The sequence below is a fragment of the Bacillus cereus genome (genome assembly GCF_025917685.1).
Lineage (GTDB): Bacteria > Bacillota > Bacilli > Bacillales > Bacillaceae_G > Bacillus_A > Bacillus_A cereus_AT.
Genome location: NZ_CP089518.1, coordinates 1,139,226 through 1,160,121, shown reverse-complemented (window position 1 = coordinate 1,160,121; position 20,896 = coordinate 1,139,226). Strand labels below are relative to the sequence as shown.

Sequence of the window (20,896 nt, the reverse complement as noted above, 5' to 3'; positions counted from 1 at the left end):
GTATATGGGAGCTTCACAATTCTTCTTCATATTTTTTAAAGAAATCCGTCGTTTGTCTAACCATTTTATATTTCACATCTTGGAGATGGAATAAGACAGAAGTATCGCATTGATTTAATTGCCTCATTTTCTCGTATTTACGTAACAATTGTTTTCTTCCTCTTTTTTCTTGTGTTGATACGAAAATTTTAACGGGTACACAAGACGGAAGAAGCGTAAATGATTTCTTATTTATTTTTGATTCTAATTCTTCTTCTTTGGAATCATACGCCAAACTTAATTCCTTCACTAATCTTTTGTAAAAAAACTTATGCTCTTTTTCGAACTCCACATATTCTGGCAAATCTAAACACGGATTTAACATAATGACAGAACGTATACTTTCAGGGTATTTGTTCATCATTTCAAGCGCTACAAGCGCACCCATACCATCTGCCATAATGTGCATTTTCGTATTTAATGTCTCTTTTCTCAAAACAACATCATATAAACGTTTCGCTAGGCGAACAGATTGGTCATTCCCCCAGTGTCTTCCATATAAATTAGAAGAAAAGACCGTGTAGCCTTCCTCAATAAGGCCATGTAAAAAATAAGATTTTCCCGCATGCTGTGTCCATAAACTTGTACCATTCTCAATAAAATAGTTATAATCTCCTAGGAGCATAACAGAAAATCCATTTGGCTTTTCCGGTAAATAAATTACACATGGTTCTTTTTCTAAGTAAAAAAAACGTTCCGTAATACTCATTTTTCCCCCGCCTTATTTTCTAAACGTATAAAAGTACTCTTTTATAATGTATGAACAGAATGCAAATTTGCGTTGAAAAATCTACAAATATTTTTCTATATTCTTTTTTCAATTGTGTTACAATAAGGACAGATTGAACGAATAGAGGTGTAAAATATGCGTTTCATTTGGGCATTAATTTGGTCGTTCGCGCTTGTACATATGATGAGCTATGTAATCGGTTCTATGACTGGCGGTACATACGATTTTAACCAAGCGTCTATTTTCTCAGTTGTTCTTGCTGTATTAGTACTAGCGATTTCAGCTACGATTCCAAACGAGCCAGTAGAACAACACTAAAAAAAGAGTCCGGATTTTATCCGAACTCTTTTTTTATTTTTATTGCACATGAACGACTAACTCATTATTTGCTACATCAATAACTACGTGACTATTATCAGTAATCGTTCCTGCAATTAATTCTCTCGCTAATCTCGTTTCCACCTGACGTTGTACGTATCGTTTTAAGGGACGAGCTCCGTACATCGGATCGAATCCAGCTTCTACAACAAATTCTTTTGCAGATTCCGTTAATTCTACTGTAATGTGGCGATCTGCTAAACGCCCTTGTAATTCTTGTACAATCTTATCAACAATACCTTTAATTTCATTCCTTGTAAGAGGTTTGAATAAAATAATTTCATCGACACGGTTTAAGAATTCTGGTCGGAAATGTCCTCTTAATTGTCCCATTACAAGTTCTCTTGACTCTTCTTTAATAGAGCCATCTTCTTCTAGCCCTTCTAATAAGTGAGCAGATCCAATATTTGAAGTCATAATAATAACCGTATTTTTAAAGTCTACTGTACGTCCTTGTGAATCTGTAATGCGTCCATCGTCTAACATTTGTAATAAAATGTTGAATACTTCTGGATGCGCCTTTTCGATTTCGTCTAACAAAATAACAGAATACGGTTTACGTCTTACTGCTTCTGTTAATTGTCCGCCCTCTTCATATCCCACATATCCAGGAGGCGCACCAATTAAGCGTGACACTGCGTGTTTTTCCATGTACTCAGACATATCGATACGAATCATTTGCTCTTCACTGTCAAATAACGTTTGTGCTAACGTTTTTGCAAGCTCAGTTTTACCAACACCTGTAGGTCCTAAGAAAATAAATGAACCAATTGGACGATTCGGATCTTTAATTCCAGCGCGAGCACGAAGTACTGCATCTGATACAAGGCTTACCGCTTCCTCTTGACCGATAACACGCTCTGATAAAATTTGTTCTAGACGTAATAATTTCTCACGTTCACCTTCAACGAGTTTTGCGACAGGAATACCAGTCCAGCGTGAAACAATATCTGCAATTTCTTCTTCACTTACTTCCTCACGTAATAAGCGATTTTCTTGTTTATTATGCGCACCCATTTCTTCCGATTCTTTTAACTCTTTTTCGATAGCTGGAATTTTTCCGTGGCGAAGTTCAGCCGCTTTGTTTAAATCGTAATTGCCTTCTGCTTCTTCTAACTCACGGCGCAAGCGTTCTAAATGTTCACGTAAGTCACGAACTTTGTGAATGTCTTCTTTTTCCTTCTCCCATTTCGCTCTCATACCGCTTGCAACTTCTTTTAAGTCCGATAATTCACGTTGTAATGTTTTTAGGCGTTCTTGGCTACCAAAGTCCTTTTCTTTCCCAAGGGCAGCTTCTTCAATTTCTAATTGCATAATACGACGCGTTACTTCATCTAATTCTGTTGGCATAGAATCAATTTCTGTTCGGATTGTTGCACAGGCTTCATCGACAAGGTCAATTGCTTTATCGGGTAAGAAACGATCTGAAATATATCGATCTGATAAAACCGATGCCGCTACAATTGCACGGTCATGAATATTTACACCGTGATAAATCTCAAAACGCTCTTTTAAACCACGTAAAATTGAAATTGTATCCTCAACAGTTGGCTCTTCTGCTAATACTTGTTGGAAACGTCTTTCTAACGCTGGATCTTTCTCGATATATTTACGATATTCATCGAGCGTCGTTGCCCCGATACAATGCAGTTCACCACGAGCTAGCATCGGTTTTAACATATTCCCTGCATCCATCGCTCCTTCTGTTTTACCAGCACCGACGATTGTATGAAGTTCATCAATGAATAATAAAATACGCCCTTCACTCTTTTTAATTTCATTTAATACAGCTTGCAGACGCTCTTCAAACTCACCGCGGAATTTTGCTCCGGCCACAAGTGCACTCATATCTAAAGCGAAGATTGTTCTATCTTTTAATCCTTCTGGGACATCCTTTTTCACAATACGTTGCGCTAATCCTTCAACGATTGCTGTTTTACCAACACCTGGCTCACCAATTAAAACAGGGTTGTTTTTCGTTTTGCGTGAAAGAATGCGGATCACGCGGCGAATCTCACTATCTCGGCCAATTACAGGATCAATTTTCCCTGCTCTCACTTCAGCCACTAAATCACGTCCATATTTTTCTAACGCTTCATAAGTTGCTTCTGGATTTTGACTAGTCACTCTCTGATTCCCCCGAACTGTCATTAAAGACTGTAATAAGTTATCTTTCGTAATATGAAATCTCGTAAATAATTGATTTATATCGCCTTTCTCTTCAGAAAAAGCAAGCAATACATGTTCGATTGAAATGTAATCATCCTGCAATTTCTCTGCTTCTTTCCCTGCTCTTACAAGCAGTTGTTGCAAAGCACCGGTTACATATAATTTCCCAGCCTCTGCCCCGCTTCCAGTTACAGAAGGCTTTTTCTTAATTAAACTTTCGGCGCCTTGCTTTAACGCTTCTATATCGACATTCATTTTTTGAAAAATACGTACTGCCAATCCGTCTTGCTGCTCTAATAACGTAAGCAATAGATGAACAGTATCTACTTCTTGATGATGATGAGATACCGCTAAAGACTGAGCACTCATAATCGCTTCCTGTGTTTTCGTTGTCATTTGATTTAAGTCCATCTTTACCGTCCTCCAAACGTTTGACTTTCTTTGACCTTTGATTTGATTATACGCCAACTGACTTTTTTATACAATAATTTTGCTTATGTATTTCAAACTTATTATTGGAAAATGCAAAAAGTAACATTCATTTTTCTAAGCAAAAAAGCCGCAATAACGATTGCGGCTTCTGTTACGGTTTTCTTTTATATGTCCACTGACGGTTATGATTTGTGTTCTCTGGGAACCTATCCCCGGCAGTTAATTTCACCATTTGTGGATCTTTCACCATACTTCCCGTTTCACCAATTTCTACATAAATGCCATCATTTGGCGCTTTTTGCCCTGAACGAAACCTGCGATTTTGTCCCATTTCCATTCTCCTTCCATGACGTCTTGCCTCATTAGTATATCCATTTTAAAAGAAAGCTTTTCTGTCATGTTTAGGAAACAAGTACTACCGTTTACTCATGCACATATATATAATTACACAAGCTTAAGCAGGAATTATTGACATATTTGTTGAAAAAAAAGAAACCAACCTACTTTAGGCCAGTTTCAAAGGAGAGTCAAACATATACGAGAAGATTACATGTTCATTATAAGTCGCATCGTTCAAACAATGTAACCCCTTTCACAAATTATACATAATGAAAGAAACATTGTTTGAACTTTCTAAAAAGATGTTGACTTTTCCTAATTTCCAATGAGAAATAGTAGACACCACAGCGCTTCGCGACGTAAGATGGATATATAGTGAAACTTTCATTTACAGTAGTTTCACCCAGTCTAACCTCTTATTTCTGCATATTAAAAACGGAAATACAGATAGAAACAAAAAAATTATTATAAGAGGTGAAATTATGAATAAACAACATTTAATCGCATTAGACTTAGACGGAACTTTATTAACAGACAACAAAATAATTTCTCCAAGAACTAAAAACACAATTGCAAAAGCAAAAGAACAAGGACATATTGTTGTTATTTCAACAGGGCGTCCATTCCGCGCTAGTTACGATTATTATAAAGAACTTAGCCTTAACACACCAATCGTAAACTTTAACGGCGCTTACGTGCATCACCCACTTGATTCAAGTTGGGGAACACATCACTCTCCTCTTGAACTTTCAACAGCGCAAGAAATCGTCCGAGCTTGCTTTGATTTCGGCGTGAAAAATGTCTATGCTGAAGTCATGGATGATGTGTATGTCCGTGAAATTGATGAAGATAAAAAACATATTTTCGAATTCGGTTCTCCAAAGATTTTCACAGGAGATTTATTAAATATTTTAAACGACCATCCAACTTGCTTATTAATCGATGCACATGACGAGCATTCCGCTGCCATTCGCCAGCATTTAACAGATATGCACGCTGAAGTCATCGATCATAGAAAATGGGGGGCACCTTGGCCAATTATTGAAATTGTAAAAAGCGGATTAAATAAAGCTGTCGGATTACAAAAAATTTCAGGTCATTACAATATTCCCAAAGAGCGAATTATCGCTTTTGGTGATGAAGATAACGACTTTGAAATGATCGAATTTGCTGGTCATGGCATCGCTATGGGTAATGCAATTCCTGAGCTGAAATCACTCGCAAATCATACAACATTAACGAATGAAGAAGATGGGATCGCTCTATATTTAGAAGAGGTTCTTGGGTTGTAATCTAAAAATTCCCTGCTTATAGTTTCTCGCCAAACGCTCATACTATTATTAGACGCAAAAGTCAGCGCGTCAATTGTTTTCAGCTAAATAAAGGGGGTTTTTCGAATGGGTAAAAAGAACAAATCAAAACGTTTTATCCAGCAAGGAGCCGATGCTGTTATGAAGCATGATGCAAGATTCCCGTACAGAGGTACATTAGCTGAGGCAGAAAAAGCGAGAAGTAACTCTTCATTTGGAGGGGTTTAAATGGGGAACTTACTATTCCAACAAGCTAGAGACGCTGTTGCAAGTGCCGTTTCTTGTTCAAGTGGCGCTGAACAACAGGAACTCGTTTATAGAGCAAAAAACTCTTTGCACTCTGCTTATGCAAACTCTTCAACTGCTGAAAAAGTTCAGCTACGTGAAATGCAGGAGCAATTGCAAAACATTACGAATTCGCATTAAAAAAGAGGACCAGCTTTGGTCCTCTTTAATCTTTTCTAAACAATCCAAACACACCGACCGTTTGCAGTATATTTGTAAATGCACCTGGGTCCACCTGTTTGATAACCCTCTCTAATTCGTACAACTCGTAACGAGTAATAACAATCATTAACATTTCTTTATTTTCATTTGTATAAGCACCTGTTGCTGGTATAGTTGTAATCCCTCTCACTAAACGAGAGTGAATCGCTTTTCTCACATCTCCCCCGTTCTTTGTAACAATTAGTGCCGTAATCTTCACGTGACGGGTATGAATCGCATCAATAATTCTCGTTGATACATACAAAGTGACTAAAGTATATAATGCCTTTTCCCATCCATATACGTAGCCAGCAGCGATAATGATAAGTGCATTAAAGAAGAAAAAATACGTACCGACAGGCTTATCTTTTATTTTAGATAAAATCATGGCGATAATATCTAGGCCCCCTGTAGAAGCACCCCACTTTAAAGCAATCCCTACCCCAATCGCTGAAATAATACCACCAAAAATCGCATTCAATATGATATCGTTCGAAACCGCTCTAACTGGGATAATTTCTAAAAACAAAGTCATAAATACAACGCAAAGAAAACTAAAAAATGTAAAAGCCTTCCCAACCTTTTTCCATGCTAAAATAACGACAGGAATATTAAATAAACTAAACAATACACCCGTAGATATGTGAATAGATAAAAAGTCACCTAACATTTGTGATAATAATTGAGATAATCCAGCAAAGCCACTCGCATATACTTTAGCTGGCGTTAAAAATAAATTCATCCCAATCGCATTTAATAAACCTGCAATAATCACAACGACTAACTTCTTAATAAGTTCCGTATAATTCAGCTTCAAATCCATTTCTAATCCACCTTTAGTATTCATGAATGCACCGCTATACATAGTCTTTACGAAAAAGGAAATGATAAACATACAACGTTTAGAAATGGAGTTGATACATATGCCACATACGAGCGATAACGACAAAAAAGCACGCGATAATAATGCAAAGCGCACTCAAAAAAATGAACAAGAGCAAAAAAATATTCAGCAAGGAAAACGTGCATATTCTAAGAAAACCGATCACCTTTGATTACATCGTACATCAACATTAATGTTGATGTACTTTTTTTACATTTTACAGAAAAAAAACATTAAAAATTCACTTCATGTTCACTTCTATATTCTACAATAGCGATAACATATTCGGATGAGGTGTTAGCATGAAAGGAAAAAGTATATTCATTATCACTGCACTAATAAGTATAATAATGCTATCTGCTTGCGGACAAAAAAATGACTCGGCCACAATCGCCACAACAACCAACTCAACCATTACGAAGAGCGATTTCGAAAAGCAATTAAAAGATCGCTATGGAAAAGACATGCTATATGAAATGGTAGCACAAGATGTTATCACTAAAAAATATAAAGTATCTGATGATGCAGTAGATAAAGAAGTAGAAAAAGCAAAAAATCAATATGGAGACCAATTCAAAGCAGCACTAGAAAATAATCGTTTAAAAGATGAAGAAGATTTCAAAGATCAAATTAGATTCAAACTCGCATTGAATGAAGCGATTAAACAAAGCGTTACAGAAAAAGATGTAAAAGACCACTATAAACCAGAAATTAAAGCTAGTCACATTTTAGTAAGTGACGAAAATGAAGCAAAAGAAATAAAGAAAAAATTGGATACCGGCGCTTCATTTGAAGAGTTAGCAAAACAAGAATCTCAAGATGTAATATCAAAAGATAATGGCGGAGACCTCGGGTACTTCAGGGCAGGAAAAATGACACCTGAATTCGAAAAAGCTGCCTATAAATTAAAGGTTGGGCAAATTAGCGATCCCGTTAAATCAGCAAACGGCTATCACATTATTAAACTAACTGATAAAAAAGATTTAGAACCTTACGATAAAGTGAAAGACTCTATACGTAAAGACTTAGAAGAAGAACGTATTGCCGATCCTTCCTTCGGTCAACAATTATTACAAGATGAATTAAAAAAGGCGAATATTAAAATAAATGACAGTGACTTAAAAGATACATTTTCTCATCTTTTCGGGAAAGAGAACTAAAATAAAGCACGATCTTATTTGTTCAAATAAGGTCGTGCTTTTTAATCTTTCATCAATATTTTCAATTTTTTCTTCAAGCTTTTATAATGCCAATTTATATGATCTAACTCTATCTCTACTTCAATTAACGCATCTATTAAGCCTTCTTTAGACTGCTGAGAGTGCATCATATTTTCAAGCATTTTTTCAAAGCTTTTACTACTCTCATATATATCATTTAAATCCACCGCTAATATTTCACATTCTTTTTTGGACGATAATACGGAAAGACGTTTTATTAATTGTTCTAGTACATTTTCTTGCACTATAATGCCTCCCTTTTAATCCGATGCTTATACCTCTTTCTTTAACAGATTATACGCATTTCAAAATTAACCACGCATACCACAATACCTCTTCCGCCTCAATTTCCCCATCATCAATCAAACCGATAATCCGCTTTGCATCTTCATACTTATCAACAAGTGATAAATCATTTAATTTCTTGCCAAAATCCTCTTGTAAATTATTATGAATAAAAGAATAAAAATTATTGTTACTAAAACCACATATATCAAATCCTAATATTTCATCGTTTTCAACATCAGCAGGTAATGCACTTTCGAGAAAATCATATATAGAAACTTCAAAGTCATTTTCTTCTCGCTCATTCATTAAAAAATTCGTCCGATACTCTTCTGAAAGATACAAACTAATAATCTCCAGATTTTCTATCCCCTTTAAATAATTTCGCTTAAAAAATCGCGCATCCTTTAAAGATTTAAAAGTATTCGGCCATGCGAACTTTTTTTCTCGCATTAATGTATCTAAAAAAGATTGTACACTTTCATGCCCCTCTTTACTAATCTTCAATCTTGCATTTATCATCTGAGCAATAGGGTCATTTTCATTTGAATTACACCAAGGAAAAAACCAATAATCCGGAAATGTAGGCCGAATCCCATTACATATCGTTAAAATCGTTTGTGACAGCCCCTCAATATTGCATTCTTTATAGATAAGTTCCCTATCGTAGGAAATTATGAGGTATCCAGCGTTATAATATTTCATTTACACACCTCTTCTCTTTTCTTTTCCATTAAAAATAAATTCAACTTCTCTTTCATATAGATATAACTATCTATCCTTTCTATATTCTTTAAAATATTCCTCTTCCAACGATTCTCTTACTCCCCTCTCAATTTTTGCTAAACGCAAAAAGAACTATCTCTTCCCTAATAATTTTAGAGAAAAGATAGTTCTTTTTAGTCCACTTTATTTCTTAAAGTAAGTCCAGCCTTCTTCTTGGTAAATCTTCTCTTCTTTCATCAGTTTACCAAGTGCACGCTTAAATGCAGCTTTACTCATGTTGAAACGTTCTTTAATGTCTTCTGGGTGGCTCTTATCCCAAAACGGCATTGCTCCGCCTCGTTCTTCCATATATTCATAAACTACTGCAGCATCATCTTCCATTCCTTCTTCTTTACGAGGAAGAAGTGAAATGTTGATTGTACCGTCATCTTTCACGTCAATAATACGACCTGTTACGCGCTCACCGATGCGGACTTGTTCTTTTCTTTCTGTATGGTGTAAGAAAGCACGGAAATGCTCGTCAGTTAGTATGAATGAACCAACTTGAAGTGAACGATACACACGTCCATTTACGTTTTTATTACGCATAGATGGCGTTGCATCTACGATAATTTCTTGCATATCACTGTCTCTTGCCGGAAGAGCAATTAAACGATCACGATTCGTTAATTTTAACGTACAATATAATTCGTCGCCTTCTTGAGGCCATACTGGCATATAAATTGGAAACTCATCAAGTGGAATTAGTATATCTTTTGATACACCAATATCAACAAACACACCTAAACTAGGAATAACTTCTACAACCTTTACCCAATTCCAATCATGTGTTGTAATAATTGGTTCCTTCATTGTTGCTGAAATACGATTTTGGTGATCAAGGTATAAGAATACATCAATCGTATCGCCTTCTGCAATTTCTCCAGCTAATTCGTTTTTATGTAGGAAGATTTCTTCCTCTTCGTTTCCAACCATATATCCGATTTCCGTTTCGCGTAAAACAGTTACCTGTTCAATCGATCCTAATTGCAAATACATATTTTTTAATTCCCTTCTATATATATAAAGTTATCTTTTTTATCATTCCAAACAAAAGTTAATTATAACACGATTTTTCCTTTATTTGTCCAACTGCCCAAAATTCACTATAATTAAATAAAGACTTTATCTATAGGACTATATTACCCTACGGATGATCCGTCAAAACACTTAAGTTGCAACACTCTATCTAATCGATGTATTTTCCGTTATACTTTAATATGTATATTACATAGCCTATTTAGGTGCATTAAAAGATAGAAATTTATTTGGAGGTGCTAACTATGGCAAAAGAGAGTTCTTTTGACATCGTTTCGAAAGTAGAATTACCTGAAGTAACAAACGCAATTAACATCGCATTAAAGGAAATCCAAAACCGATATGACTTTAAAGGTAGTAAAAGTGATATTAAATTAGAAAAGGAAGTACTTGTTTTAACTTCTGATGACGAGTTTAAATTAGACCAAGTAAAAGACGTTCTAATTGCTAAACTTGTAAAACGTAACGTTCCAATCAAAAACTTGGACTACGGAAAAGTTGAAGCTGCATCTGGTAACACTGTTCGCCAACGTGCAACTCTGCAACAAGGTATCGATAAAGATAACGCGAAAAAAATCAACAACATCATTAAAGAAATGAAATTAAAAGTGAAAACACAAGTTCAAGATGACCAAGTACGCGTAACAGCGAAAAGCCGTGATGACTTACAAGCAGTAATCGCAGCCGTTCGCAGCGTTGACTTACCAATCGACGTACAGTTCATTAACTATCGCTAAAAAGAAAAACTCCTCTAATGAGAGGAGTTTTTCTTTTCTATCTAAATTATGACCTTATCTACGCTTCTTTTTAACCGCAATTAAAAACGCAATAAATAACACGTTCACACCGACGATTAAAGAGATAAATAACCAATTCACACCTGTTTCTCCGCTAACTTTATAAACATTCGATTCCTCACGCTTTAAAACGAGATAAAAATTTCCGTTTTCTTCTCTTATAATTTCGTCTTCTAACAATCCTCTTAGCTCTTGTTTTTCACCAATTGTACTTACAGGCAAGGAAACTTTTTGTGTTTCTTTCGTATTATTAATCGCTACTAGTGTTACTTCGTCTTTATACTTTCGTTTTAATATACTCATTCCATCTTTATCATATAGAAGTTCAAACGTACCGCGTCGTAAAGATGGTCTCGTTTGTCTAAGTTCACCTAGCTTCGTTATGTGTTGCATGAACTTTTCATCCGATTTGAAATCCATTAATCGTCTATTATCTGGAGCATCTCCTCCATCTAATGCGATTTCAGTTCCGTAATAAAAATTCGGTATCCCCGGGGATGTATATAAGTAAGTGAGCGCTAGTTTTAAACGGGACGGCGGGTAATACATATTTTCTTTTGCAATACGTGCAAATCGCTTTGTTTCTTGATTATCTAAAAACGTAGTGAATTCCCCTTCTTTTCCGCTCACATCATATAAAGGTTTCACAGACATATCTGCTTTTGAAAATGACTCTACTATTTTTTTATAGTACTCATTCTCTCCCTTTGTCATAATACGAAAATCTTTCTTTATTGTCTGCAAATCTTTTTGTACATCATCCCAAAAAGCACGTGGCTTTTTTTCACTATGTATCACATAACTTCCGTCTAAATCAACTTCTTTTATCCACCATTTCATCGATTCTATTAATTGTTGTTCATTTTCTTCATATAGAAATTGAAAGACAACGTTCATTCCTTTTTGGTGAGCCTCATTTACAAGCTCTTTCACATCATTTTCTGTTCCGAAATGTTCATTTACTTTTTGAAAATTTCGAACGCCTAATCCATCATACTTTTCACTTTCAAAAAGCGGTGAAAGCATAATAGTAGTAAAACCCATTTCTTTTATGTAATCCAATCTTTTTATAATCCCTCGTATATCTCCACCCTGGTACGCTTCTAAATTTCCAACATCCAATTGCTTATCATTTTTTGGCTCTCCATTATTAAAACGATCGATCATAATGGAATATATAACTTCATCTCGCCATTCTCTTTTTTCTTCCGCAAAAGTATGTATTGGTACAAACAAAATAATAGCTAAACAAAAACAAATGAATAGTTCCTTAGTCCATATTTTTTTCACACGCATCCCCCAAACTTCTAATTGTAAGAATATTATACCAATTATTAAAACAAATCGCATACGCTGATTTCATTCCTCTAAAATAATTGATGTTAGATTTTCTAACATCACCCAAAAAGTTTTCTGAATTTTTAGTTGATTTTTATTTCTTTTTCGAATATGATATGAAACATAACAAGACGATGTTATTTTTTCTAACACAATAGGAGGAGAGAGAATGAATACGGGAGATACAGTTTTTATGTTTGTAACGACAGTAATGGTCATGTTGATGACACCAGGATTGGCACTTTTTTATGGGGGCATGGTTCGCAGTAAAAACGTACTCAGCACGACAATGCATAGTTATAGCGCAATGGCTATCGTTTCGATTCAATGGATTGTTATCGGTTATTCTTTATCATTCGGACCAGATTGGTACGGACTTATTGGCAATCTCGATTGGTTCGGTCTAAACGGAGTTACCTACTCACCAAATCCAGACTACTCATCTACTATTCCTCACAATTTATTTATGATGTTCCAACTCATGTTCGCCATTTTAACTCCCGCTTTAATTTCAGGTGCATTCGCCGAAAGAATGCGATTTTCTGCCTTTCTTATTTTTATCCTTCTTTGGACAACAATCGTTTACAATCCCGTCGCTCATTGGGTGTGGGGTGTTGGCGGGTGGCTAAGAGAACTTGGTGCGTTAGACTTCGCTGGCGGTAATGTCGTTCATATCACATCTGGTGTTGCTGGTCTTGTATTAGCTATTTTCCTTGGAAAACGAAAAAACATAAGCGGTACCTCTCCTCATCATTTACCATTTACAATGTTAGGCGCAGGCTTACTCTGGTTCGGCTGGTTCGGTTTTAACGTCGGTAGTGCATTATCTTTAAATGACGTAGCTTTAACTGCATTTATTAATACAAATATAGCCGCTGCTGCTTCAGCTCTAACTTGGATGCTTTCTGAATGGTTCTTCCAATCAAAACCGACTGCGATGGGAGCTGCTTGCGGGGTTGTTTCTGGTTTAGTCGCAATTACACCAGCTTGCGGATTTGTTACACCTTTCTTCGCCCTTCTTATCGGAGCGATTGGCGGTATATTATGTTTCGGCGCTGTCTTCTTCTTAAAAAACAAATTCGGGTACGACGATACACTTGATGCATTTGGATGCCACGGCATCGGAGGAACTTGGGGCGGTATTGCAACTGGACTATTTGCAACTACTACTGTAAATAGCGATGGTGCTAACGGATTATTTTATGGAAATGCCGCACTTCTTTTCAAACAAATTGTAGCAATCGGAGCGACATATGCATTCACAATCATAATGACGTACGCCATTATTAAGACTATTAACTTCTTCCTTCCTGTTCGCGTCGATGACCACGAAGAACAAATGGGGCTTGATATTTCGATGCATGGGGAGAAGGCTTATGAGTATACAGAAAGATCTGTGAACTAAAACTTACAAACATACGAAAAAGGTGTACTCCGTTCTAACACGGGGTACACCTTTTTCGTATATTCATAACAACACAAATAATCCAAACTATTGGTATATAAATATCTTTATCTATCTATTCATATAAGTATCTTATCTTTTCAATAACAAATTTAAAACAAGTTGCACAGCAACAGCATCATCTAAATAACCGATAGGAAAAATGTAATCCGGAATCACATCGACTGATAGAATAAAATAGATGAGAGCACTTCCCATTAAAGCTAGTTCTACAGGTGTCCCCTTCTTTTTCGTAAATCTCTCATACAATTCTTTCAAATCATTAATAAATGGTCCAATACTACTTACCTTCAGAATCTTCTCAGTAAACCCCTTTTCAATCGTTTCTTTCCCTTCTTCTGTTTGCGAATATTGTTCGTAATTAGCCAATTGTTGCTCTACATTCGCGATACTAAACTTTTGATCATATAACTGTGAAGATTCAAGTAAATGTTCAATGTTATTAATGGATACTTGAATATCAGATTGTTCTTCCTGCTTTGTTTCAATAGAATAACCTGCCGCCACAAATAAATCTGCAATCGGAATACCAAGGCAATCTGCAAACTTTTGCAAATGCTTCGGATTTGCTTTTCGCTTCCCATTTATAATCATTGAAATAGTAGCAGTATCAATTCCAGTAAGCGCACTCAGTTTTCGCATTGACAAAGACTTTTCCTTCAGTAATTCTTTTAATAACAACCCAAGATTACTTCTTTCAGTTCCTTCAGACATATTCCATTCCCCTCTATTCATGAGAATAATCATAGTTGACACACGCAATATAACTACAACTTCTATACAATTATATTAACAAATTTTTTTGCCAAGTTACAAGGCGGGAATTCGTAATATATGTTTACATTTTGTAAAAATATATTACAATTCATAAAATAAAGCCACCTCAAAAAATCGAAATTTTTCAAGACAGCTTCTTCTGCAAAGTTTAATAGTGCAACTTATTGCAACCATTTTCTCAATAAAAAAAATATGCAACTACAAGCAATATAAGAACTAATAAAAATGAAAAATGCAGCTAGAAATGAATGGTGCAAGGAAAAAGTTAACACTGTTAATAACGAAGACAAAAAGAATATATCTAATAAAATAAAATATCCTGAACTTAAAACACTTTCTACTAATTGTAATTCCGCCTCAAGTTCAGAGTACTTCAACCTTTTATAAAGCAATCTCACTTTCTCTCACCTTCTATTCATCTGATGTTAAAACTATCATCCCTTTCTCTTTCTATAAAGTGAGACTTTAATCAGTGGGGGTTTTGTTCACCCCACTGATTATCAGCCCAAAAATAGTGGGATAAATCAATCAAAAAAAGGCAGCAAATGCAATAATTAATAGTAACGTTCCGCTGATCAATGTTCCAAATTGCCCTAAAGTAAATTTCCCAATACGAACGTGAGCTATCTTTCTCCCTAATGCAACTCCGCCCCAAACTGTTATGAAACTACCAATTGCCGCAGTAACACATATTGCTATCGGATTCAAACCGAATAAACCAGCACCTAATCCGTTCGTTAATGCATTAGCAGACAGACCAATGCCAAGAAAGATAGATTCTACAAATCCGATTCCTCCAGATTCACCTATATTTTTCGTTAAACCATTTATTTCCGTAGATGCTACTTCACCTTCCGCTCCTTCAACTACCACCTTACGCGGAATTGCTAATAATACAATTCGAAGACCAATGACAACTAATAAGAAAGAACCAATGACTACTGGCATAATCCCAGGCAAAATTTTTGAAAGCCATAATCCAAAATAAATCCCGGCCACACTAAACAAAAAGCAAATAACCGAAATGATAAGATTAGAAAAATGGCTAATTCGTATGTTGCGAATCCCATAAGAAATTCCTACCCCTAAGTTATCGATACTTGATGAAAACGTTAATGCTAATATCATCATCCATGCCGCCATTTAATTCTTTCACCCCTTAATGATTTTATAATTCTGAACATTCCGAAAATTAATGCGACATACATAGTATGGAATATGAATAAGGGAGTTAAAAGCTCCCTATATTCTTTCCATTTCGTACTCCACCCTTAAAAGCGAGGAAGAGTGAACCATTTCATAATATTCATACGGTTTTCTTTTCCTTTTTCACGAACCGAGTGAAAAATCTCACCAGTGAATGAACCCATTTTCGTAGCAATTTCTTTTTGCATCGCTTTATTTTCCGATGCTGCTTTTATACTTAAATCTAATGCCTGCTCAAAGTGCTCTAACGCTTTTTCCAAATGGTGATCTACATCTTTTTCTACAGCTTTTTCTACAGCTTTATGCATCATGTTTAATCTCCTCCACTTCATCTTGCGCTTGTTCAGCTGCCGCTTCTATCACTTCTTGTTCATCAGTAATGTCATCTTCCACATAAGAAAGTTCTTTCTCAAATTGCTTTTGCATTCTATCCATTTTCGCTTCCACAATAATATCTTCTACTTCCTCTTTAATTGTTTCAAAAGTAGACTTCACACCCCTTGCCCCCGATTCAACAAGCGGACGAAGTGTATTTCTTACGACAGGTAATAAAGCGGCACTTGCTAGCGCTAAAGTAGATCCAATAACAACTTTTCGTATCATTTTCATTGCTCCTTTACACTGTTTTTAATAATGCAGATTCAGAAACTACTGGTTTTACTAAATCAGTATTCTTATATGAAACTAAATTAATAATAGGTTTCGCGATTTGAGACACTGTGCCCGCCACGAGAAGAACAGGTATCCATTGTGTGAGCGTTAACGGAACAGTATGGAATATACGAGCTAACGGAGGTACATATATAGCTGATAATAATACAAGCCAAGACGTTCCTAACGCTGTAATAAAGAACCGGTCTTTTGACCAATCGCGAACTGTTTCTTCTGATCCCTCTTGTCTCCAAGAGAAAGTTTGAATGAGCTGCCCGGCAACTAAAGCTGCAAATGCTGATGTTTGTGCTACTGGAAGAGGTACTCCAACCGCTAAACTAATACCAAATACAGCGAGCGAACCTACCCCAAGCAGTACTCCTCTTGTAATAACTTTTTTGTACAAATCTTTATCAACAATATCTTGACGTTTCGTTTGCTTCGTTTTGTTTCCAGGGTTTACAGCTAAAATCATCGCTGGTAAAGCATCGGTAATAAGATTCATTAATAAAATTTGAATTGGCACTAACGGAATCGGCATTCCCGCTATAACAGCAGCACTAGTCACTAACACTTCCGCTAAATTCCCCGTCAATAAACAACCAACTGCTTTACGAATATTTCCGATGATCGTTCTACCTTCTTTTACCCCTTCAACAATTGAACCGAAATGATCCTTTTTCAAAATCAAATCAGCGGCTTCTTTCGTAACTTCTGTTCCGGTTTGCCCCATCGCAATACCGATATTCGCCTTTTTTATAGCCGGTGTATCATTTACACCATCTCCAGTCATCGCGACGATTTGACCGTCGGATTGGAAGGCCGTTACAATTCGTAATTTGTGAGCCGGAGTCACACGAGCAAAAACAGATGTACTTTTCACAACTTCTTTTAATTCCTCATCTGTCATGTTATCAATTTCTAATCCCGTTAAAACACGATCTTCACGATTCCAAATTCCAGTTTGTTTCGCAATAGAAATCGCCGTAGTCGGATGATCTCCCGTAATCATTACTGGCTTCACACCTAACTCAATCGCTTCACGAATACTCTCTTCCACTTCAGGTTTTGGCGGATCGATCATACCGACTAATCCGACAAAAGTAAGATCATCACTTTCGCCATTGCTGTACGCAAAACCTAATACTCGTAATGCCTGTTTTGCAAACTCTTCATTTTGTTGTAAAATAACTTCTTTTTGCTTATCACATAACGGATATATTTGACCGTTATCTTGATACCATTTACAACGAGTAAGAATCGCCTCTACAGAACCTTTTGAGAACTTATATAACTCTTCAGCGTTACTCTCTTTACAAACAACACTCATAATTTTCGTCTCTGAATCAAATGGTTCTTCATGATGGCGTTCAAACGACGCCATACCTTCCTGTAATGCCCCCGCTTTAGAAGCCAAACTTAATAAAGCTCCTTCAGTCGGATCACCTTTTACAACCCATAAATCATCTTCCTGCTCTAATTTACTATTGTTACAAAGAACACCAATTTGAAGAATACGAGCTAAATCCGGATTTTCTAGCGGCACATTTTCCGTTTTATGATAAATAGCCTCTTCTATCTCCGTATCTACAGCAGCAGCAACTTTAGATGAAGTTACATCAGCAATCGCCCCTACTGGTTCATACCCATCACCCGTTACACTCCATAAACGATTCGGCGTAGCAATTACTTTAACCGTCATTTCATTTTTCGTAAGGGTTCCCGTTTTATCAGAACAAATTACCGTCGTTCTACCGAGCGTTTCTAAGCTCGAAAGCTTTCGAACGAGTGCATTTTGCTTTTGCATACGGAATATACCCGCACTTAAAGCAATTGTGATCATAATTGGCAACCCTTCTGGAACAGCAGAGGCAGTAAGAGCAACCGACGTCGTGATCATTTGCGTAATTGGCAGTCCCCTTAGTAGCCCCGCCATAAGTACAAGACCACCAGCTACAAATGCTCCTTTAATAAATGTTTTACTAATAGATGTCACCTTTTGCTGCAATGGCGTAGGCTCTGTTTCCTCCCCTTTCATTAAGGAAATCATATAGCCCATCTCTGTACGCATACCTGTTTCTACTACAATCGCTACCGCTTTACCGCGTGTTACAGACGTCCCCATAAAGAGCATATTGTTTCGTTCTGCTAACGAACATTCTTCTAGCATAGCGTCCGCTTTCTTTTCAACTGGAAGTGACTCTCCCGTTAACATCGCTTCGTTAATTTCTAAGTTCCAAGAGTTAACAACGCGAAGATCAGCAGGTACGCGGTCTCCCGCTTCCAGGCAGACAATATCCCCAGGAACGAGTTCACTACTTGATATTTCTATTTCCGCTTCTTCTCGTATTACTTTACAAACAGGAGCTCGGAATTGATTTAAAGCCTCAACTACCTTTTCCGCCTTCCGCTCTTGAAGCGTCCCAATTATTGCATTTACAACGAGAATTGTCCCCATCGCTAATCCATCGAACCAACCACCAGATATAACAGATAATCCGGCTGCTCCGAGTAAAATAAGCGATGTAAATTCTTTAAATTGACCCATAAACGATACAATCCAAGGAACTGACGGTTTCGGTTCAATTTGGTTCATTCCGTATTCTTCTTTTCGCATATTCACTTGTGCATCACTTAATCCATATTGCTTCTCAACTTGTAATCTATTCATCACTTTTTCTTGATTAAATGTATACCATGGAATTTGATCTTGTTTATCAGGAATCACTTTTGGCTGAGAAGAATCCATTTTCGACAATTCTCCATAGGAAAATATCTTCTCACTCATTCTTTTCGCCCTAGATAAGAACGTTAACGATAAAGCATTTGCAAATAAGGCGATTACAGGTGCTGTGAATATAGACCAAACTGCTAACATCTCTCCTACCACATTCCACACTTTCGCTGCGCAGAAATGCTCATTCACCAACATGTTGATTCGGCTTGCATACGCTGTAGATTGTGAGATATTTTTTATTTCTTCAAATGATATAGACGGAAAATCTGTATTTTGATCAGTTGCAAATAATACCTCTTCTCCACTTGAGCGAAGCAATTCCACCCGTTTGGCCGCATCCCCCTGCTGCCAGCTATCATCCACACCATAATGAGAAAGAATGTTACGATTTACATGTAAACTATTTTGCAAAACGCCTATATTCCACTTATTTTCACGTAATCCATTCACTACTTCTGTGAATTCTGGAATAATAGTAACCTTCGATCCAACTAATAGACCGAGGCATTTTTTATTTTTAGCGACGAACTGCACTTGAAAACCTTCTTTTTCAAGTCTCTTTACTTCCAGCTCATACGCACTTATATCTACACCATTTCGCTCGGCAAAATCTTTACTTCCGAAAAAGGAAGTTATCCCTTGGATTTCACCTTTTATCCCTTCATTCTCTATTTGAACTTCAAACGCTCTTCTTAACGTTCTTCCAGTTTGCGCAGCCCATTGCATGACTTCTTCTTTCCATACATGCTCACTTTTCTCAATAAGAGAAGCGGCTGTGCACCAAACTTGCCCTTCATTTCCATCTTGTGAAATACAACTCATCCCCTCTGCTGAGGACTGGAATATACGAGATGTATCATCCAATACTATCGTTTTTGTTCGAGACAATTGTGATAACGACCCACCACTTGGAATGACATATCCTCTTTCTCTTGCAACGAGGTCACCTTGTCGCCACGCATATTCTGCCGATGAGACGGCCGGTTTCGGATTAGCTGCTAATAAAACTGCCATTCCGCGTAAAGGATTTCTAGTGAAAGCCCAAGTTGCTCCACCAAAAATCATTCCCCATTTTGATTGTTTTTCACTATACGCTTTAATCTCTGGAGAAAGGAGATTTTCTTTATACGCTTCATTTTCTTCGTTTATGTTTGCTTGACTACGCTTCCAGTTTAAGTAATTTAATAGACTAAGACCGGCAAGCACGACAATATTCTCCCGTGCAAGCGCAAGTGCAAGTGTTCCTACACCAAGCACAAGATCAGAATTCACCTTTTTGCTAGCAACCATTTTTTTGAATCCTCGCTTCAGGAACGGATAACCCGTCACAACAGATAAAGCTCCAGATACATAAAAAAGACCAGGACTTCTAGCTAAGGCAGATCTACCCATAAATAATTGTTTTATGCCGAAAGCACCTAACCCAACAACCGAAAGTGCTAACGGTAACGGCACACCTTCATCCTTTTTGCTATGAACAGTGTCATTATTACGAGAAACTACACTAGATGAATAATCTATTAATTCCTTCTTTTCTTCACTGCTATTTGTACTAGTTTTCTTTCGCTTGGTCACTTGTTCTTCTATAAGTTGAATTATTTTGCAAATGTTATGTAGAGAGGTCTTGTTGATATCGTAAGTAATAAGGGCTCTCCCTGTAGAAATTGAGGGACTTACTTGATAAATACCTTCCGCTTGACTAAATCGGTCTAATATCAAGTTCGCCATGTTCTTGTTGTGTTTTAACTTATAAATTTCAATTCGAATTCTTCCAGGTAACGATCGTATAAATCTCGTTTTTAATGATTTACTTTGCATTCCCATCCTCCTTATCGTCTTGAAGGAAGTAAA

General features: G+C 36.6%; 22 protein-coding genes. 8 read left to right on the top strand and 14 right to left on the bottom strand.

Annotated features, from left to right (window positions below):
• Positions 1-13: 13 nt before the first annotated feature.
• Positions 14-748 carry a lipase family protein gene (locus LUS72_RS05940; protein WP_097830025.1) on the bottom strand — a complete coding sequence of 245 codons (735 nt, stop codon included), beginning with the start codon at positions 746-748 and terminating at the stop codon, positions 14-16.
• A 156-nt stretch (positions 749-904) separates the two neighbouring features.
• Between LUS72_RS05940 and LUS72_RS05935 the strand changes: the two genes are divergently transcribed.
• On the top strand, positions 905-1,087 hold the full coding sequence (locus LUS72_RS05935) for a YjzD family protein (RefSeq protein ID WP_001211113.1): 183 nt from the start codon (positions 905-907) through the stop codon (positions 1,085-1,087).
• A 39-nt stretch (positions 1,088-1,126) separates the two neighbouring features.
• On the opposite strand, the gene clpB is transcribed toward LUS72_RS05935, so the two are convergent.
• Both clpB and LUS72_RS05925 read right to left on the bottom strand, forming a co-directional pair.
• Complete coding sequence (gene clpB / locus LUS72_RS05930) at positions 1,127-3,727, bottom strand: ATP-dependent chaperone ClpB (protein ID WP_097830024.1); 2,601 nt, start codon at positions 3,725-3,727, stop codon at positions 1,127-1,129.
• Between the two features lie 172 nt (positions 3,728-3,899).
• Complete coding sequence (locus LUS72_RS05925) at positions 3,900-4,079, bottom strand: YjzC family protein (protein WP_071744626.1); 180 nt, start codon at positions 4,077-4,079, stop codon at positions 3,900-3,902.
• A gap of 490 nt (positions 4,080-4,569) precedes the next feature.
• Here LUS72_RS05925 and LUS72_RS05920 point away from each other — a divergent pair, with 490 nt between their 5' ends.
• From LUS72_RS05920 to LUS72_RS05910, 3 genes are all read left to right on the top strand, one after another.
• Positions 4,570-5,379 (top strand): Cof-type HAD-IIB family hydrolase, encoded by an 810-nt coding sequence (locus tag LUS72_RS05920; RefSeq protein WP_001041222.1) that lies wholly within the window; start codon positions 4,570-4,572, stop codon positions 5,377-5,379.
• Between the two features lie 105 nt (positions 5,380-5,484).
• Positions 5,485-5,625 carry a hypothetical protein gene (locus LUS72_RS05915; RefSeq protein WP_000516816.1) on the top strand — a complete coding sequence of 47 codons (141 nt, stop codon included), beginning with the start codon at positions 5,485-5,487 and terminating at the stop codon, positions 5,623-5,625.
• The gene (locus LUS72_RS05910; protein ID WP_000527405.1) at positions 5,626-5,823 is read left to right on the top strand and encodes a DUF3813 domain-containing protein; all 198 of its coding nucleotides are present in this window, start codon (positions 5,626-5,628) and stop codon (positions 5,821-5,823) included.
• Between the two features lie 25 nt (positions 5,824-5,848).
• On the opposite strand, the gene LUS72_RS05905 is transcribed toward LUS72_RS05910, so the two are convergent.
• Entirely contained in the window at positions 5,849-6,706 is an 858-nt protein-coding gene (locus tag LUS72_RS05905) for a YitT family protein (RefSeq protein WP_097830022.1), read from the bottom strand.
• Positions 6,707-6,806: 100 nt separating this feature from the next.
• Between LUS72_RS05905 and LUS72_RS05900 the strand changes: the two genes are divergently transcribed.
• Positions 6,807-6,938 carry a DUF3941 domain-containing protein gene (locus LUS72_RS05900; RefSeq protein WP_001120851.1) on the top strand — a complete coding sequence of 44 codons (132 nt, stop codon included), beginning with the start codon at positions 6,807-6,809 and terminating at the stop codon, positions 6,936-6,938.
• Between the two features lie 130 nt (positions 6,939-7,068).
• The gene (prsA, locus tag LUS72_RS05895; RefSeq protein WP_097830021.1) at positions 7,069-7,926 is read left to right on the top strand and encodes a peptidylprolyl isomerase PrsA; all 858 of its coding nucleotides are present in this window, start codon (positions 7,069-7,071) and stop codon (positions 7,924-7,926) included.
• A gap of 41 nt (positions 7,927-7,967) precedes the next feature.
• On the opposite strand, the gene LUS72_RS05890 is transcribed toward prsA, so the two are convergent.
• The 3 genes from LUS72_RS05890 to LUS72_RS05880 all read right to left on the bottom strand — a co-directional run bounded on the left by LUS72_RS05890 (position 7,968) and on the right by LUS72_RS05880 (position 10,035).
• Complete coding sequence (locus tag LUS72_RS05890) at positions 7,968-8,231, bottom strand: hypothetical protein (protein ID WP_141533310.1); 264 nt, start codon at positions 8,229-8,231, stop codon at positions 7,968-7,970.
• 49 nt (positions 8,232-8,280) lie between these two features.
• Positions 8,281-8,976: a hypothetical protein gene (locus LUS72_RS05885; protein ID WP_264448705.1), complete on the bottom strand. Its 696-nt coding sequence runs from the start codon at positions 8,974-8,976 to the stop codon at positions 8,281-8,283.
• A gap of 204 nt (positions 8,977-9,180) precedes the next feature.
• Positions 9,181-10,035, bottom strand: a complete 855-nt coding sequence (locus LUS72_RS05880) for a CvfB family protein (RefSeq protein WP_097830018.1) — start codon at positions 10,033-10,035, stop codon at positions 9,181-9,183.
• Positions 10,036-10,319: 284 nt separating this feature from the next.
• Between LUS72_RS05880 and LUS72_RS05875 the strand changes: the two genes are divergently transcribed.
• Entirely contained in the window at positions 10,320-10,811 is a 492-nt protein-coding gene (locus LUS72_RS05875) for a YajQ family cyclic di-GMP-binding protein (RefSeq protein ID WP_001051113.1), read from the top strand.
• 54 nt (positions 10,812-10,865) lie between these two features.
• Here the strand turns inward: LUS72_RS05875 and LUS72_RS05870 are convergent, their stop codons facing one another.
• Entirely contained in the window at positions 10,866-12,221 is a 1,356-nt protein-coding gene (locus LUS72_RS05870) for an alpha-amylase family glycosyl hydrolase (protein ID WP_264448704.1), read from the bottom strand.
• 157 nt (positions 12,222-12,378) lie between these two features.
• Here LUS72_RS05870 and LUS72_RS05865 point away from each other — a divergent pair, with 157 nt between their 5' ends.
• Entirely contained in the window at positions 12,379-13,614 is a 1,236-nt protein-coding gene (locus LUS72_RS05865; RefSeq protein ID WP_264448703.1) for an ammonium transporter, read from the top strand.
• 132 nt (positions 13,615-13,746) lie between these two features.
• On the opposite strand, the gene LUS72_RS05860 is transcribed toward LUS72_RS05865, so the two are convergent.
• From LUS72_RS05860 to LUS72_RS05840, 6 genes are all read right to left on the bottom strand, one after another.
• Entirely contained in the window at positions 13,747-14,388 is a 642-nt protein-coding gene (locus LUS72_RS05860) for a helix-turn-helix domain-containing protein (protein ID WP_097830016.1), read from the bottom strand.
• A 224-nt stretch (positions 14,389-14,612) separates the two neighbouring features.
• Entirely contained in the window at positions 14,613-14,849 is a 237-nt protein-coding gene (locus LUS72_RS27230) for a hypothetical protein (protein WP_002170809.1), read from the bottom strand.
• A 130-nt stretch (positions 14,850-14,979) separates the two neighbouring features.
• On the bottom strand, positions 14,980-15,594 hold the full coding sequence (gene ytaF, locus LUS72_RS05855) for a sporulation membrane protein YtaF (RefSeq protein WP_097830015.1): 615 nt from the start codon (positions 15,592-15,594) through the stop codon (positions 14,980-14,982).
• A gap of 128 nt (positions 15,595-15,722) precedes the next feature.
• Positions 15,723-15,968, bottom strand: a complete 246-nt coding sequence (locus tag LUS72_RS05850) for a hypothetical protein (protein WP_097830014.1) — start codon at positions 15,966-15,968, stop codon at positions 15,723-15,725.
• Positions 15,958-16,260, bottom strand: a complete 303-nt coding sequence (locus LUS72_RS05845) for a hypothetical protein (protein WP_002170806.1) — start codon at positions 16,258-16,260, stop codon at positions 15,958-15,960. Before LUS72_RS05845 ends, LUS72_RS05850 begins: the two co-directional genes overlap by 11 nt.
• 13 nt (positions 16,261-16,273) lie before the next feature.
• A complete protein-coding gene (locus LUS72_RS05840) occupies positions 16,274-20,863 on the bottom strand; it encodes a cation-translocating P-type ATPase (protein ID WP_264448702.1) in 4,590 nt (1,529 codons plus the stop codon).
• Between the last annotated feature and the right edge of the window lie 33 nt (positions 20,864-20,896).